Consider the following 15,553-nt stretch of genomic DNA (forward strand, 5'->3'; position numbering starts at 1 on the left):
TTACTTTCCGTAGTGTTCGCAAATTTCGTTGACCGCACGGCACACGCGCTCGACGTCGCCTTCGCGCATCAGCGTGAAGAGCGGCAGCGTGACGGTGGTGGCGCCGAAGCGCTCCGCGTGCGGGAACATGCCTTCCTTGAAGCCGCGCGCGCGATACAGGGAAAACAGATGCAGCGCCGGGTAGTGCACACCCGAGCCGATGCCGCGCTCCTTCAACTCGCCCATGAAGCCGGCGCGGTCGATCGACAGCTTGTCGAGCGGCAGCGTGATCTGGAACATATGCCAGTTGCTGTTTTCGAAATCGGCGAACGGCAGGCCGACGCCGAGCTTCACCGCCGCGCCGCCTTCGAGTTGCGCGAAGTATGCGCGCACGAGCTGCTTGCGCTGCGCGATGAAGCGCTCAAGATGCGGCAGCTGGCCGAGACCGACCCGCGCGGCGACGTCGGTCAGGTTGTACTTGCCGCCGAGCACGTCGCAGTCCATGCCGTCCAGGCCCGTGCGCGTGATGCCCTGCAGCCGGTACTTCTGAGCGAGCACCGCCTCTGCCTCGTTGTTGAGCACGAGCGCGCCGCCTTCGATCGACGTCAGGTTCTTGTTCGCGTGGAAGCTGAACGACACGATGTCGCCGAGCTTGCCGATGCGCTCGCCGTTCCAGCTGGAGCCGAACGCCTGCGCGGCGTCTTCGATCACGCGCAGCTTGTGCGCGCGGGCGATCGCGTACAGACGGTCCATGTCGACCGGCAGGCCGGACAGGAACACCGGCAGCAGCGCCTTGGTGCGCGGCGTGATCGCTTGTTCGAGCAGGTCGAGATCGATGTTGCGCGTGACCGGGTCGATGTCGGCGAACACCGGGGTCGCGCCGGTCTCAAGGATTACGTTGCTGGTCGATACCCAGGTGGCCGGCGTCGTGATGACTTCGTCGCCGGGACCGACACCGGCGATGCGCAGGCCGATTTCGAGCGTCGCGGTGCCGGAATTGAAGGTGCGCACCGGGCGGCCGCCGCAGAACTCCGAGAGCGCGGCCTCGAACTTCTGGTTCTGCGGGCCGGTGGTGATCCAGCCGGAACGCAGCACGTCGGCGACCCCCTGGATCGTTTCCTCATCGATCTCGGGTTTGACAAACGGCAAAAACGGGACTTGTGACTGGCTCATGAATGCATCGCTCGATTGAAAGGGGGGCGGCCCGACGGGCGCGAAGTAAACCACAAACTACGCGCAAACCCAAGGCCGCGGCTGAAAAAACGCAACCGCGCAGCTTACCGCGGCCTACCTTACGTCTGGCTTAGGCGGCGCGCGTGCCGCGCGGGTTTCTGCGAGGCGCCACGCCTAGCTGCGCGCGAGCACGACCACGCCGACGAGAATGATGCCGATGCCGACCAGCTTCTGCACCGACATCACTTCGCCGAACAGGTACCACGCGGCGACCGCGTTGACCACGTAGCCGAGTGACAGCATCGGATAGGCGATCGACACGTCCACGCGCGAGAGCCCGATGATCCACACCGCCACGCTGATCACGTAGCAGGCGAGCCCGCCGATGATCGGCGGCTGGGTTGCCAGCTTCAAGCCGATGGGCAGGATGTTCGCACGGGTGAATTCGAAGTGTCCAACGGCATTGGTGCCGGCTTTCAGCAGCAGCTGCGCGCCGGCGTTCAGCGTGACGCCGGCGAGGATGCAGAAGAGGGAAATCGGGTTCATCGAACGGTCCGGTTCTCGAAATGGTTATGGTTTTGCCGCGGACGTGGCGGAGGCGGCCGCAGCCGCGTCGGCGAGCGGCTTCATCACCACCACGCGCCGCGGGTCGCGCGCGATCACCTGCATCGGCACGCCTTGCTCGACGAGGCGCTCGTAGGTCGGCGGCGGGATCAGCGCGAGCGCGTAGCGATCGGCCTTCCAGCGCTCGATCCACGCGTCGACCGTCGGCACCCATTTTTGCGGCTCGACGGACACGCCGAACGCGAGCTCGTCCGGATGCGCGACCATGATCATCGTGTGACCGACGTAGAACGGCAGCGTGTGGTCGAGCACGCCGACCGAGTAGAACGGCGTGTCGGGCGGCAGCTTCGCGAGTTCGGCCTTGATCGCGGGCGCGAGCGGCGCGCCGGAACTCAGGCGGCCGAACACGTCGTGGCCGGTGCCTGCGATCGTGGCGAGCAGCAGCCAGCCCGCGCCGAAGGCGGCGAGGCTGCCTAGGCCGACCCGTGCGTTGGCGCCCGTGCCTGCCTGGCCGCGGCGATTGAGCCACAGCGCGACGAGCGTCAGCACGAACGCGACGGCCAGCGCGGCGAGCACCCACACGCGGAATTCGACATACAGGGCGGCCGGATTGCGCTGGGTGCCCAGACGCGGCAGGAACAGCGCCGCGAACGCGGCCACCACGAAAAACAGCGCATAGCCCGCCAGATGCCGGCGCAGCTGCTCGCGCGTGACGAGCGACAGATACATGCCGATCAGCATCGCGATCGGCGGCGCGATCGGCAGCGTGTAGGAGAGCAGCTTCGAGTGCGACGCGCTGAAGAACAGGAAAATGAAGACGATCCACGTGAGCATCAGCGTGATCGGCGCGAAGCCGTTCGGCTGACGCGGCTGGCGCCATGCATGGCGCACGCTCTGCACGCTCACCGACAGCCACGGCAGGAAGCCCACCAGCAGTACCGGCACGAAGTAGTAGAACGCGCCGGGACGATTCTGCTCGGGCGTCAGATAGCGCTTGAACTGCTGGACGACGAAGAAAAAGTTCAGGAACTCCGGATTGCGCTGTTGCACGAGCACGAACCACGGCGTCACGATCGCGAAGAAGACGATCAGGCCGCTCACCAGATGCAGACGCTTCCATAGCCCCCAGTCGCGCGCGATCAGCGTGTAGAGCACCAGCACCGAGCCCGGCAGGATCAGCCCGACCAGGCCTTTCGAGAGCACCGCCAGCGCCATCGACGCCCAGCACGCCAACATCCAGCCGCGCACGCACGGGGGCCGCAGGCCGGGACGCTGCGCGAGCAGCAGCGCGCATAGCGTGAGCGTCATCCAGAACGACAGGCCCATGTCGAGCGTGTTGAAGTGGCCCATCAGGCTCCAGTACGGCGAGCAGGCGAGTACGAGCGCCGCGAACACGCCGGTCGCCGCGTTGAACACGCGCGCGCCGGTGAAGCCGATCAGTAGCACGCCGGCGAAGCCCGTCAACGCGGTGTAGAGGCGCGCCTGCCATTCGCCGATGCCGAACCACGCGAACGTCAGCGCGTTCGCCCAAGTCTGCAGCGGCGGCTTCTCGAAGTACTTGTAGGCGTTGTAGCGCGGCGTGATCCAGTCGCCGGTCAGGAACATTTCGCGCGCCATTTCGGCGTAGCGGCCTTCGTCGCTCGGCAACAGATGGCGCCAGCCGAGCGGCACGAACCAGATCACGGCGAGAACCAGCACCAGCAACAGGATCGCGGTGCGATTGAGCGGTAGCCTCGACGGCGTATCGTTCATGAATTTAACCTTTTTGTTATCGGCGGCGCACAGACGGGCGCGGCGGGGGGCCAGAACAAGGCGGCCGGGCGCACCGGCGCGGGTCCGCGCGGGATGCGCCAGCGCCGGGCACGTTCAGGCTTCGATCAGCAACGCAGCCGCGACCTTGCGGCCCTCGGCCATCAGAATGTTGTAGGTGCGGCAGGCGGCCTTGAAGTCCATCGTTTCGACGCCGATGCGTTTCGCGGTGAGCCCGGCGGTCAGGCGCGGGTGCGGAAAGCGCAGCCGCTCGCCGCTGCCGAACACGACCACTTCTGGCGCGGCGTCGACCAGCATCGCGAAATGCTCGGCGCTCAACTGCTCGAACGACGAGACGGGCCAGGCAATGACCGGTGCGTCAGGCAGCACGAGAACACTGCCCGCGTGACGCACCAGATTGATTTCGACGTAGTCGGCGCCGTAGCCGGTAACGGTATTGAGCGCGCCGCTGGAATCCTGATGTAATTTCAAATTGGTTTTCCGAAGTCGTCGTGAGACGTCATGCGTGTTGCCGGCCTGGCTGCACGTCGCACAGGCCGCGCGGTTCGACGCGTGTGACACACGAGAAGGCCGAAAAGGCTTGCCGTTGCGGGTGGTGCATTGCGGAAGTCGGCCAAAATCCGCTAAATTATAACTTTTTAGCCGCCTTGCGGCGCCCCTCGCTCAAGTGCCGCCACAAGCCGCGCTGAGCGCCTCGGCTTGGCCTACCGGCCACCTGTGTCGGCATCGCCCGCTTTGGCCGCGTTTTTTTCCGCGCCGGAGCCCGGACAGCCGCAGTCGCTCGACAGCTCGACCCATTTCGCGGCTGGCCGCCGTCGCCGCCGCGTCCGAATTCTCAGTAGCGGTGAATCCAGGCGGCCCGGCGTCGTCAGCCGCGCCCCGTTTGCCCAAGATTCGCCCCAGCCATCAACCAGGATGAAGTGCCCGCCGTGAAACCGATTCTCAAATCCAACAAGCTGTTGAATGTCTGCTACGACATTCGCGGGCCCGTCCTCGAACATGCGAAGCGGCTCGAAGAAGAGGGCCACCGCATCATCAAGCTGAATATCGGCAATCTGGCGCCGTTCGGTTTCGAGGCGCCGGACGAGATCATTCAGGACATGATCCTGAACCTGCCCAGCTCGTCGGGCTACTCCGATTCGAAGGGCGTGTTCGCCGCGCGCAAGGCGATCATGCACTACACGCAGCAAAAAGGCGCGCACGGCGTCGAGCTCGACGACATCTACATCGGCAACGGCGCGTCCGAGCTGATCGTGATGGCGCTGCAGGGCCTCGTCAACGATGGCGACGAAGTGCTGCTGCCCGCGCCCGACTACCCGCTGTGGACCGCCGGCGTGAGCCTCGCGGGCGGCACGCCGGTGCACTACATCTGCGACGAGTCCAACAGCTGGATGCCCGATCTCGACGACATCCGCGCGAAAATCACGCCGAACACGCGCGCGCTCGTCGTGATCAACCCGAACAATCCGACCGGCGCGCTGTATTCGGACGAACTGCTGCTCGGCCTGATCGGGATTGCCCGCCAGCACGGCCTGGTGATCTTCGCCGACGAGGTCTACGACAAGATCGTCTACGACGGCAAGACCCATACGTCGATGGCGTCGCTGTCCGAAGACGTGCTGACCGTCACGTTCAACAGCCTGTCGAAGAGCTACCGCTCATGCGGCTACCGCGCCGGCTGGATGGCGATCTCGGGCCTGACCGGCGAGAACCGCCGGCTCGCGAAAGACTATCTGGAAGGGCTCGGCATCCTCGCGTCGATGCGGCTGTGTCCGAATGTGCCCGGCCAGTACGCGATCCAGACCGCGCTCGGCGGCTATCAGAGCATCAACGACCTGATCGTGCCGGGCGGGCGCCTGTATAAACAGCGCGAGCTCGCCTACGACATGCTGACGGCGATCCCCGGCGTCAGCTGCGTGAAGCCCGAGGCGGCGCTGTACATGTTCCCGCGCCTCGACCCGAAGGTGTATCCGATCCAGAACGACCAGCAGTTCATTCTCGACCTGCTGCTCGAAGAGCGCGTGCTGCTCGTGCAGGGCACCGGCTTCAACTGGAAGACGCCGGATCACTTCCGCGTCGTGTTCCTGCCGAACGTCGATGACCTCGCGGATTCGATCAACCGGATCGCGCGCTTTCTCGACGGCTATCGCAAACGTCACACGGCCTGAACCGGCCTCGCGTACGATGTGGCGCGTGATGTGGCAAATGAAGCGCGTCGCGCGTGCGACCCTCGACACCCTTTTCAAACCTCTACTACAAACACACGCTGCATGGAACCGATCAAAGTTGGACTGCTGGGCTTCGGCACGGTAGGCAGCGGCACCTTCACGGTACTGCGCCGCAATCAGGAAGAAATCAAACGTCGCGCGGGCCGCGGCATCGAGATTGCGCGCATCGCCGTGCGCAACCCGGCCAAGGCGACCGCGGCGCTCGGCGGAGAAGCCGGCAGCGTGGCGCTGACCGATGACTTCAACGCGGTCGTCGACGATCCGTCGATCGCGATCGTCGCAGAAATGATCGGCGGGACAGGCATCGCGCGCGAGCTCGTGCTGCGCGCGATCAAAAACGGCAAGCACGTGGTTACGGCCAACAAGGCGCTGCTCGCCGTGCATGGCACGGAGATTTTCCAGGCGGCGCGCGCCAACGGCGTGATGGTCGCGTTCGAGGCGGCGGTGGCCGGCGGCATTCCAATCATCAAGGCGCTGCGCGAAGGTCTGACGGCCAACCGCATCCAGTACATCGCCGGCATCATCAACGGCACGACGAACTACATCCTGTCGGAGATGCGCGATCGCGGTCTCGATTTCGCGACCGCGCTGAAGGCTGCGCAGGAGCTCGGCTACGCGGAAGCGGACCCGACCTTCGACATCGAGGGCGTCGACGCCGCGCACAAGGCGACGATCATGAGCGCGATCGCGTTCGGCGTGCCGGTGCAGTTCGACCGCGCGTACGTCGAGGGCATCAGCAAGCTGGCCGCGATCGACATCACGTACGCCGGGGAGCTCGGCTACCGCATCAAGCTGCTCGGCATCACGCGCCGCACCGACAAGGGCATCGAGCTGCGCGTGCACCCCACCCTGATTCCGGAAAAACGCCTGCTCGCCAATGTCGAAGGCGCGATGAACGCAGTCGTCGTGCACGGCGACGCAGTCGGCACGACGCTGTACTACGGCAAGGGCGCGGGTGCCGAGCCGACGGCTTCCGCCGTGGTGGCCGATCTCGTCGACGTGACGCGTCTGCACACGGCCGACCCCGAGCACCGCGTGCCGCATCTGGCCTTCCAGCCTGACAGCTTGTCGAATACGCCGATCCTGCCGATCGAAGAAGTCACGAGCGGCTACTACCTGCGCCTGCGCGTCGCCGACGTGACCGGCGTGCTCGCCGACATCACGCGCATTCTGGCGGACAGCGGCATTTCGATCGACGCGCTGCTGCAAAAGGAATCGGAGGTCGTCGACGCGAACGGCAAGGGCGAAACCGACATCCTGCTGATCACGCACGAGACGGTGGAAAAGCAGGTCAACGCCGCAATCAGGTCGATCGAGGCGCTCGAAACCGTCGTCTCGCAAGTCACGAAGCTGCGCATGGAAGCGCTGAACTAGGCCGAACTATGAACTACCTCTCCACGCGCGGCGCCGGAGCCGGCGAGCGCCATACCTTCTCCGACATCCTGCTCGGCGGTCTCGCCAAAGACGGCGGCCTGTATCTGCCGGCCGACTATCCGCGCGTCACCGCGGACGAACTCACGCGTTGGCGCACGTTGCCGTACGCCGACCTCGCATTCGAGATTCTGTCGAAGTTCTGCGACGACATTCCCGCCGACGATCTGCGCGCACTCACGCGCAAGACCTACACGGCCGCGACCTACTGCAACGTGCGCGACGACGAAAGCGCCGCGCAGATCACGCCGCTGAAGACGCTCGGCGTCGAAGACGGCGCGCCGCTGTCGCTGCTCGAACTGTCGAATGGGCCGACGCTCGCGTTCAAGGACATGGCGATGCAGCTGATCGGCAACCTGTTCGAGTACGCGCTCGCGAAGCACGGCGAAACGCTGAACATTCTCGGCGCGACGTCGGGCGACACCGGCAGCGCCGCCGAATACGCAATGCGCGGCAAGAAGGGCATCCGCGTGTTCATGCTGTCGCCGCACGGGAAAATGAGCGCGTTCCAGACCGCGCAGATGTACAGCCTGCAAGACCCGAACATCTTCAACCTCGCGGTGCAAGGCGTGTTCGACGACGCGCAGGACATCGTGAAGGCGGTGTCGAACGATCACGCGTTCAAGGCGAAGTACAAGATCGGCACGGTCAATTCGATCAACTGGGCGCGGGTCGTCGCGCAGGTCGTCTACTACTTCAAGGGCTACTTTGCCGCGACGAAGTCGAACGACGAGCGGGTGTCGTTCACGGTGCCGTCGGGCAACTTCGGCAACGTGTGCGCGGGTCACATCGCGCGCATGATGGGTCTGCCGATCGAGAAGCTGGTCGTCGCGACCAACGAGAACGACGTGCTCGACGAGTTCTTCCGCACCGGCATCTACCGCGTGCGCAAGGCGGCCGAGACGTATCACACCAGCAGCCCGAGCATGGATATCTCGAAGGCATCGAACTTCGAGCGCTTCGTGTACGACCTGCTCGGCCGCGATCCGGCGCGGGTGCTGCAACTGTTCCGCGACGTGGAGGAGAAGGGCGGCTTTGACCTCGCGGCAAGCGGCGACTTCGCGCGTGTGAAGGCGTTCGGTTTCGTGTCGGGCAGCAGCAGCCACGACGCCCGCGTCGAGACGATCCGCGACGTGTTCCAGCGTTACGACACGATGATCGACACGCACACGGCCGACGGCGTGAAGGTCGCGCGTGAGCACCTGCAGCCGGGCATGCCGATGATCGTGCTCGAGACCGCGCAGCCGATCAAATTTGGCGAGACGATCCGCGAGGCGCTGCTGCGCGAACCGGAGCGGCCGGCGGCGTTCTCGGGCATCGAGTCGCTGGCGCAGCGTTTCGAGGTCGTGCCCGCCGATGCGCAACGGGTCAAGGACTTTATCGTCGCGCATACCGGCGAATAGCGAGCAGCCGGGCCGCGCGAGCCGTTTTACGGCTCGTGCGGCATTCGCGAAGCCCCATGACGCCCGCCGCCCAGGCTGTCGGCATCGGCCGCTACAATGTGCTTTTAACCTGCGGCTTCGATACTCCAGATGTCCATTCCCACGCCCCGCGCTCCGCTGCTCGCCACTGCCGATGCGTTGGCGATCCTGCTCGACGCCGCGCGCCCGATCGACGGTACGCAAACGCTGCCGACGCTCGACGCGCTGAATCGCGTGCTCGCCGCCGACGTTACGTCGCCGCTCGACGTGCCGCCGATGAACACGAGCGCGATGGACGGCTACGCGGTCCGCATCGCCGATCTCGCGCACGGCAGCCGGCTGCGGGTCTCGCAGCGCATTCCGGCCGGCCATGCACCGACGCCGCTCGCGCCTGACAGCGCGGCGCGCATCTTCACCGGCGCGACGGTGCCCGCTGGCGCGGACGCGGTCGTGATGCAGGAGCAGACCGAGGTGGCGGGCGACGAAGTCACGATCGTGCACCGTCCGCGCGCGGGCGAGTGGATCACCGCGCAGGGCGCCGATATTCGCGCTGGCTCGGTCATCCTGCCGGCCGGCACGCGGCTCACGCCGCAGGCGTTGGGACTTGCCGCGTCGGTCGGATGCGCGGGGCTCCAGGTGCGCCGCCGCGTGAAGGTCGCCGTATTCTTTACCGGCGACGAACTGACGATGCCCGGCGAGCCGCTGAAGCCCGGCGCGATCTACAACTCGAATCGCTTTACGCTGCGCGGCCTGCTCGACAAGCTCGGCTGCGACGTGACCGACTACGGCATCGTCGCCGATCAGCTCGACGCGACCCGCGCGACGCTGCGCGAAGCCGCCCGGGCGCACGATCTTATTCTCACCTGCGGCGGCGTGTCGGTCGGCGACGAGGATCACGTGAAGCCGGCGGTCGAGGCCGAAGGGCGTCTGTCGATGTGGCAGATCGCCATGAAGCCGGGCAAGCCGCTTGCGTTCGGCACGGTGCGCCGTGGCGCGGGTGGTACACGTGATGCCGTTGGGGGCGAGCCGGCCGAAACGTTTTTCATCGGCCTGCCCGGCAATCCGGTGTCGAGCTTCGTGACGTTCCTGCTGTTCGTGCGTCCGTTCGTGCTGCGGCTGGCCGGCGCGCAGGCGGTCGCGCCGCGCGCGCTGTCGCTGCGCGCCGACTTCACGCAGGGCAAGGCCGATCGCCGCAACGAGTTCCTGCGTGCGCGCGTCAACGCGGCGGGCGGGCTCGATCTGTTCGCTAACCAGAGCTCGGCCGTGTTGACGTCGACCGTCTGGGGCGACGGCCTGATCGACAATCCGCCGAACCACGCGATCAGCGCCGGCGAAACCGTGCGCTTCATTCCGTTTTCCGAACTGTTGAACTGAGACCGGTCATTCGCGGCATGCGCGGCACAGACCGGCGGTACCCCGATGAAGATTGAACTCCGATACTTTGCGAGCGTGCGAGAAGCGCTCGACACGTCCGACGAAACCGTCGAGGTGCCCGACGGCATCGCGACCGTCGGCGACGTGCGTGCGTGGCTGCGCGTGCGCGGCGGCATCTGGGCCGAGACGCTCGCCGAAGGCCGCGCGCTGCGCATGGCCTGCAACCACGTGATGACCGACGCGAGCACCCGCATCACCGAGGGTTGCGAGGTCGCGTTCTTTCCGCCTGTCACCGGCGGCTGAGCCGCGCTCACGCACCTCTCGCCAGCGACACAAGCCCTCAGGAGCCATCCATGCCCGTCCGGGTTCAGACCGAAGACTTCGACCTCAGCGCCGAGGTGGCCGCGCTGCGCGCGCGCAATCCGAAGATCGGTGCGCTCGCGTGCTTCGTCGGCACCGTGCGCGACGTCAACGAGGGCAGCGCAGTCGAAACGATGGAACTGGAGCACTATCCGGGCATGACCGAGAAGTCGCTCGAGGCGATCGTCGAGCGCGCGCGCGAACGCTGGCGCGGCATCGAAGTGCTGATCGTGCATCGCGTCGGCAAGCTGTATCCGCTCGATCAGATCGTGCTCGTCGCGACGACGGCCGCGCATCGTGGTGACGCGTTTGCGTCATGCGAATTCGTGATGGACTATCTGAAGACCGAAGCGCCGTTCTGGAAGAAGGAGAAAACCGACGCGGGCGAGCGCTGGGTCGACGCACGCGTGACCGACGATGCCGCGCTCGCGCGCTGGCGCACCGAGGCGGGAAAGCCGAGCGCGGAGTAGGCGAGCCCGCCGGCCGCCGGGCTGCCACGGCGGGAGCGGCGTCCTTGTGTCAGGGCGGGTGCCGGCTCGAGTTCACTCGTCCCGTGGGCGTCCGATGATCGGCACCGGAAACGGTTCGCCGGCCGGCCGCGACAGATGCTCGCCATCGTCATCATCGCGCGCCCGACGCTTCGGCGCGACGCGCTCGAGCAGCGCCTGCTGCTCCGGCGGAATCTTGTAGTCCCAGCCGAAACGGCTCAGTTGCAGACTCTGCGCGATCCGCAGCGCCGGCTCCATGAAACGGACCGCCGCGGCCGGCTGATAGCGCGATTCGACCGTATCGAGGAACAGGTGCAGCCAGCGGCTGAAATGCTGCGGCTCGATGCCTTCGAGCGGTTGATGCGCCTGCTGCACATTGCCGCGATACTGCTTCGCACCGAGCACGAGGCTGCTCCAGAACGTGCACATCTTCGGCAGATGGTCGTCCCAGCGGCCCGCGAGCTTCGCGTCGAAGACGGGGCCCAGCAGCGGATCGGCGCGCACGCGATCGTAAAAGCCGTGGACGAGGTCGCGGATATTCGCGTCGGTGGGTTCGGCCGCGCGCTCGACCGGTGGCGCGGCGGGGAAAGACGGATTCATGCGGATTCCAAAAAATGCGGGTGCCGATGGCGGCTGAGCAGAGCGCCGAACCCCCCGTTTTTCTAACAAACGGTTGATGCGGAAAAAGATACTATTGCTATCCGAAACAGCCATGCAACGCGATTCGACGAACGACGCCGCCAGCCAGTCATGTTAGGGCGCGGCGCTCGTTCAGGGCAAGCTTTGCGTCGATGCGGTTATCGGCACGTTCAAGGCACTTGCTCGCAGCCTTTCACGCTATACCAGGACTTATGAGACTTACCGACTATACGGATTACGCGCTGCGCGTGCTGGTGTACCTTGCCGTGCGGGGCGACGGATTATCGACGATTCAGGATATTTCGCAAGCTTACGGCATCTCGAAGAACCATCTGATGAAGGTCGTGCAGCAACTCGGCGAACTCGGCTGGGTGGAAACCGTGCGCGGCCGCAATGGCGGGCTGCGGCTCGGCGCGCAATCGCTCACGCTGACCGTCGGCGACGTGGTACGCGTCACCGAAAGCGACTTTGCGCTGGTCGGCTGCCTGCCAGACCGGCAGGGCCAGCAGCGGCCTTGCGTGATCACGTCTCAGTGCCGGCTGCGTGGCGCGCTGCAGGCGGCGAACCTCGCTTTTCTCACCGAGCTCGATCACTATACGATCGGCGCAGTCGCGCAGCCGGAAAGTCACCTCGCGGCGTTGCTGGGATTAGGTCCCACGATTCAGGTGGTGCCGCTGCCGGTTCCGGTGGCTTCGCAGAGCACGCACAGCGGCGGTTCGGCGCGGCTGGGCCTGAAGAACTAGAACATCCGGACGGCTGAGCGATGCGCAAACGCGCGCAGCCACGGCACGGGGAAACATCGCGGCAGTTCTTGCGCTCAAATGTTAAATAGTTGCGACCGAGGCCAAAAAAGCGCTTGAAACCCTAATAAAACGCCTCATTTTGGTGGTAATCGAAATTGGAGGTCTCTTGATGAGAATCGACAAACTCACCACTAAATTCCAGGAAGCGCTCGCGGACGCCCAAAGTCTGGCGGTTGGCCACGACAACCAGTACATCGAACCGGTCCACGTACTGGCGGCGCTCGTCGCGCAGCAGGACGGCTCCGCCCGTTCGCTGCTGTCGCGCGCCGGCGTGCATGTGCAGCCGCTGCAAACCGCACTGAACGATGCGATCACGCGGCTGCCGCAAGTGCGGGGCACCGACGGCAACGTGCAGATCGGCCGCGAACTGACCGGTCTGTTGAACCAGGCCGACAAGGAAGCGCAGAAGCTCAACGATACGTTCATCGCGAGCGAAATGTTCCTGCTCGCGGTCGCCGACGACAAGAGCGAGGCCGGTCGCCTCGCGCGCGAGCACGGGTTGTCGCGCAAGTCGCTCGAAAGCGCGATCGCCGCGGTGCGCGGCGGCTCGCAGGTGCATAGTCAGGACGCCGAAAGCCAGCGCGAGGCGCTGAAGAAATACACCATCGACCTGACCGAGCGCGCCCGCGCCGGCAAGCTCGATCCCGTGATCGGTCGCGACGACGAAATCCGCCGTTCCATCCAGATCCTGCAGCGCCGCACCAAGAACAACCCGGTGCTGATCGGCGAGCCGGGCGTGGGCAAGACCGCGATCGTCGAAGGTCTCGCGCAGCGCATCGTCAACGGCGAAGTGCCGGAAACGCTGAAGAACAAGCGCGTGCTGTCGCTCGACATGGCCGCGCTGCTGGCAGGCGCCAAATATCGCGGCGAGTTCGAGGAGCGCCTGAAGGCCGTGCTCAACGACATCGCGAAAGACGAAGGGCAAACCATCGTCTTCATCGACGAAATCCACACCATGGTCGGCGCCGGCAAGGCCGAAGGCGCGATGGACGCGGGCAACATGCTCAAGCCTGCGCTGTCGCGCGGCGAGCTGCATTGCGTCGGCGCGACCACGCTCGACGAATACCGCAAGTACATCGAGAAGGATGCCGCGCTCGAGCGCCGCTTCCAGAAAGTGCTGGTGGACGAACCGTCGGTCGAGGCGACCATCGCGATCCTGCGCGGTTTGCAGGAGCGCTACGAGCTGCACCACGGCGTCGACATCACCGACCCGGCGATCGTCGCGGCCGCGGAACTGTCGCATCGCTACATCACGGACCGCTTCCTGCCGGACAAGGCGATCGATCTGATCGACGAAGCCGCGTCCAAGATCAAGATGGAGATCGACTCGAAGCCGGAAGAGATGGATCGGCTCGATCGTCGCCTGATCCAGCTGAAGATCGAACGCGAAGCGGTGAAGAAGGAGAAGGACGAAGCATCGCAAAAGCGTCTGCAGCTGATCGAAGAGGAAATCGAACGGCTCAATCGCGAATATTCGGACCTCGATGAAATCTGGACCGCGGAAAAAGCAGCGGTGCAAGGCAGCGCACAGTTGAAGGAAGAGATCGAGAAAACCCGCGCGGAAATCACGCGTTTGCAGCGCGAAGGCAAGCTCGAGAAGGTCGCCGAACTGCAGTACGGCAAGCTGCCGGGTCTCGAAGCGCAGTTGAAGGAAGTCACGCGCGCCGAAGCCGAGGAGCAGAACAGTCCGAAGCGTCCGCGTCTGTTGCGCACGCAGGTCGGCGCGGAAGAAATCGCCGAAGTCGTGTCGCGGGCCACCGGTATTCCGGTGTCGCGCATGATGCAGGGCGAGCGCGAAAAGCTGCTGCAAATCGAGTCGAAGCTGCACGAGCGCGTAGTCGGTCAGGATGAGGCGATCAGCGCGGTTGCTGATGCGATTCGCCGCTCGCGCGCCGGTCTGTCGGACCCGAATCGACCGTACGGCTCGTTCCTGTTCCTTGGGCCGACCGGCGTGGGCAAGACCGAGCTGTGCAAGGCGTTGGCGTCGTTCCTGTTCGATTCGGAAGAGCACCTCATTCGTATCGACATGAGCGAGTTCATGGAGAAGCACAGCGTCGCGCGTCTGATCGGCGCGCCGCCGGGATACGTTGGCTACGAGGAGGGCGGTTATCTGACCGAGGCCGTGCGTCGCAAGCCGTATAGCGTGATCCTGCTCGACGAAATCGAGAAGGCGCATCCGGACGTGTTCAACGTGCTGCTGCAGGTGCTCGACGACGGCCGCATGACCGATGGCCAGGGCCGCACCGTCGACTTCAAGAACACGGTGATCGTGATGACCTCGAACCTCGGTTCGCAGGTGATCCAGTCGATGGTCGACGCGTCGCAGGACGCAGTGAAGGACGCAGTGTGGGAAGAGGTGAGGCTGCACTTCCGGCCCGAGTTCCTGAACCGGATCGACGACGTCGTCGTGTTCCATGCGCTCGACCGCTCGAACATCCAGTCGATCGCGCGGATCCAGTTGCAGCGTCTGCACGAGCGGCTGGCGAAGCTCGACATGCAGCTGGTGGTGTCGGACGCGGCGCTAGAGCACATCGGCAAGGTCGGCTACGATCCGCTGTTCGGTGCGCGACCGCTGAAGCGCGCGATTCAGCAGGAGATCGAGAACCCGATCGCGAAGCTGATTCTCGCCGGCAAGTTCGGTCCGAAGGATGTGATTCCGGTCGAAGTGGACGATGGCGAACTGCAGTTCGAACGCGTCGTGCACTGAGCGCGATGGCTCGGTGACACGACGGCACGGCGGTAGATGAGCCGTGCCCGCCGACGTTAAAAAAACCGGCAGCGAAGGTCACTTCGTTGCCGGTTTTCTTTTGCCCGAGGATATTGAACGGGCGTTGGCGTCGAGCGACGGCCAAGGCAGCCGCCAGCGACTGGCGCTCCGCGCGCTTAAGCGTTGCCCTTGTTGCCGAGCAGCGCCGACAGCCCGCCGAGCGCGCCGAGCACGGTGGTTGCGTTCAGCTTGCCCTCGGCCGGCACTTCGCCTTCCGGCGTGGCCGCGTTGACGACGTGCGGCAGAATCTGCGACAGCAGCCCCGTCACCTGATCCGGCTGGACGCCGGCCTTCGCGGCGAGGTCGGTCACGGCTTGCGAGCCGAGCACGCTGTGCAGCGCTTCGGGCGCGATCGGCTGGTTTTCGCCGTTGCTGACCCACGACGACACGACGTCGCCGAGGCCCTTTTCCTGAAAGCGCTGGATCAGGCCGTTCAGGCCGCCCGGCTGGTTGTTGACGAATTCGAGCGCGGCTGCGATCAGCGCTTGCTGGCCGCCGCCTTCTGGCGATTTGCCAAGCAGGGAACCGAGGGTATCGAGTAGGCTCATGACGGTCT

14 protein-coding genes are annotated in these 15,553 nt (G+C 65.2%); 8 read left to right on the top strand and 6 right to left on the bottom strand.

Features of this window, described 5'->3' with window-relative positions; translation table 11 throughout:
• From BJG93_RS06785 to BJG93_RS06800, 4 genes are all read right to left on the bottom strand, one after another.
• Positions 1-1,152 (bottom strand): DegT/DnrJ/EryC1/StrS family aminotransferase, encoded by a 1,152-nt coding sequence (locus BJG93_RS06785; protein ID WP_027197558.1) that lies wholly within the window; start codon positions 1,150-1,152, stop codon positions 1-3.
• A gap of 174 nt (positions 1,153-1,326) precedes the next feature.
• Entirely contained in the window at positions 1,327-1,698 is a 372-nt protein-coding gene (locus BJG93_RS06790; RefSeq protein WP_027197559.1) for an SMR family transporter, read from the bottom strand.
• A gap of 24 nt (positions 1,699-1,722) precedes the next feature.
• A complete protein-coding gene (locus tag BJG93_RS06795) occupies positions 1,723-3,468 on the bottom strand; it encodes a glycosyltransferase family 39 protein (protein ID WP_027197560.1) in 1,746 nt (581 codons plus the stop codon).
• Between the two features lie 114 nt (positions 3,469-3,582).
• Positions 3,583-3,957 carry an Mth938-like domain-containing protein gene (locus tag BJG93_RS06800; RefSeq protein WP_027197561.1) on the bottom strand — a complete coding sequence of 125 codons (375 nt, stop codon included), beginning with the start codon at positions 3,955-3,957 and terminating at the stop codon, positions 3,583-3,585.
• Between the two features lie 449 nt (positions 3,958-4,406).
• On the opposite strand from BJG93_RS06800, the gene BJG93_RS06805 reads away from it, so the two are divergent.
• The 6 genes from BJG93_RS06805 to BJG93_RS06830 all read left to right on the top strand — a co-directional run bounded on the left by BJG93_RS06805 (position 4,407) and on the right by BJG93_RS06830 (position 10,770).
• Positions 4,407-5,654: a pyridoxal phosphate-dependent aminotransferase gene (locus BJG93_RS06805; RefSeq protein ID WP_071336534.1), complete on the top strand. Its 1,248-nt coding sequence runs from the start codon at positions 4,407-4,409 to the stop codon at positions 5,652-5,654.
• A gap of 102 nt (positions 5,655-5,756) precedes the next feature.
• Positions 5,757-7,088, top strand: coding sequence for a homoserine dehydrogenase (locus BJG93_RS06810; protein ID WP_027197562.1), 1,332 nt, complete (start codon positions 5,757-5,759; stop codon positions 7,086-7,088).
• Positions 7,089-7,096: 8 nt separating this feature from the next.
• Positions 7,097-8,548, top strand: a complete 1,452-nt coding sequence (gene thrC / locus BJG93_RS06815) for a threonine synthase (protein WP_027197563.1) — start codon at positions 7,097-7,099, stop codon at positions 8,546-8,548.
• A gap of 129 nt (positions 8,549-8,677) precedes the next feature.
• Positions 8,678-9,940 carry a molybdopterin molybdotransferase MoeA gene (locus BJG93_RS06820; protein ID WP_027197564.1) on the top strand — a complete coding sequence of 421 codons (1,263 nt, stop codon included), beginning with the start codon at positions 8,678-8,680 and terminating at the stop codon, positions 9,938-9,940.
• 45 nt (positions 9,941-9,985) lie between these two features.
• On the top strand, positions 9,986-10,243 hold the full coding sequence (gene moaD / locus BJG93_RS06825; RefSeq protein WP_027197565.1) for a molybdopterin converting factor subunit 1: 258 nt from the start codon (positions 9,986-9,988) through the stop codon (positions 10,241-10,243).
• 50 nt (positions 10,244-10,293) lie between these two features.
• Positions 10,294-10,770, top strand: a complete 477-nt coding sequence (locus BJG93_RS06830) for a molybdenum cofactor biosynthesis protein MoaE (RefSeq protein WP_027197566.1) — start codon at positions 10,294-10,296, stop codon at positions 10,768-10,770.
• 72 nt (positions 10,771-10,842) lie between these two features.
• On the opposite strand, the gene BJG93_RS06835 is transcribed toward BJG93_RS06830, so the two are convergent.
• A complete protein-coding gene (locus BJG93_RS06835) occupies positions 10,843-11,388 on the bottom strand; it encodes a group III truncated hemoglobin (RefSeq protein WP_027197567.1) in 546 nt (181 codons plus the stop codon).
• Between the two features lie 251 nt (positions 11,389-11,639).
• On the opposite strand from BJG93_RS06835, the gene BJG93_RS06840 reads away from it, so the two are divergent.
• Both BJG93_RS06840 and clpB read left to right on the top strand, forming a co-directional pair.
• Positions 11,640-12,170, top strand: a complete 531-nt coding sequence (locus tag BJG93_RS06840; RefSeq protein ID WP_027197568.1) for an Rrf2 family transcriptional regulator — start codon at positions 11,640-11,642, stop codon at positions 12,168-12,170.
• Positions 12,171-12,339: 169 nt separating this feature from the next.
• Positions 12,340-14,937 (top strand): ATP-dependent chaperone ClpB, encoded by a 2,598-nt coding sequence (clpB, locus tag BJG93_RS06845; protein WP_027197569.1) that lies wholly within the window; start codon positions 12,340-12,342, stop codon positions 14,935-14,937.
• A gap of 176 nt (positions 14,938-15,113) precedes the next feature.
• Here the strand turns inward: clpB and BJG93_RS06850 are convergent, their stop codons facing one another.
• On the bottom strand, positions 15,114-15,545 hold the full coding sequence (locus BJG93_RS06850; RefSeq protein WP_027197570.1) for a YidB family protein: 432 nt from the start codon (positions 15,543-15,545) through the stop codon (positions 15,114-15,116).
• Between the last annotated feature and the right edge of the window lie 8 nt (positions 15,546-15,553).

This window comes from Paraburkholderia sprentiae WSM5005 (genome assembly GCF_001865575.2).
Taxonomy (GTDB): Bacteria; Pseudomonadota; Gammaproteobacteria; order Burkholderiales; family Burkholderiaceae; genus Paraburkholderia; species Paraburkholderia sprentiae.

Bases quoted from the DNA above. Each gene is read 5' to 3' on its own strand.
- BJG93_RS06850 (WP_027197570.1), bottom strand. From the start codon at position 15,545: ATGAGCCTACTCGATACCCTCGGTTCCCTGCTTGGCAAATCGCCAGAA.
- BJG93_RS06795 (WP_027197560.1), bottom strand. From the start codon at position 3,468: ATGAACGATACGCCGTCGAGGCTACCGCTCAATCGCACCGCGATCCTG.
- moaD (WP_027197565.1), top strand. From the start codon at position 9,986: ATGAAGATTGAACTCCGATACTTTGCGAGCGTGCGAGAAGCGCTCGAC.
- BJG93_RS06830 (WP_027197566.1), top strand. From the start codon at position 10,294: ATGCCCGTCCGGGTTCAGACCGAAGACTTCGACCTCAGCGCCGAGGTG.
- BJG93_RS06840 (WP_027197568.1), top strand. From the start codon at position 11,640: ATGAGACTTACCGACTATACGGATTACGCGCTGCGCGTGCTGGTGTAC.
- BJG93_RS06835 (WP_027197567.1), bottom strand. From the start codon at position 11,388: ATGAATCCGTCTTTCCCCGCCGCGCCACCGGTCGAGCGCGCGGCCGAA.
- clpB (WP_027197569.1), top strand. From the start codon at position 12,340: ATGAGAATCGACAAACTCACCACTAAATTCCAGGAAGCGCTCGCGGAC.
- BJG93_RS06810 (WP_027197562.1), top strand. From the start codon at position 5,757: ATGGAACCGATCAAAGTTGGACTGCTGGGCTTCGGCACGGTAGGCAGC.
- thrC (WP_027197563.1), top strand. From the start codon at position 7,097: ATGAACTACCTCTCCACGCGCGGCGCCGGAGCCGGCGAGCGCCATACC.
- BJG93_RS06820 (WP_027197564.1), top strand. From the start codon at position 8,678: ATGTCCATTCCCACGCCCCGCGCTCCGCTGCTCGCCACTGCCGATGCG.
- BJG93_RS06790 (WP_027197559.1), bottom strand. From the start codon at position 1,698: ATGAACCCGATTTCCCTCTTCTGCATCCTCGCCGGCGTCACGCTGAAC.
- BJG93_RS06785 (WP_027197558.1), bottom strand. From the start codon at position 1,152: ATGAGCCAGTCACAAGTCCCGTTTTTGCCGTTTGTCAAACCCGAGATC.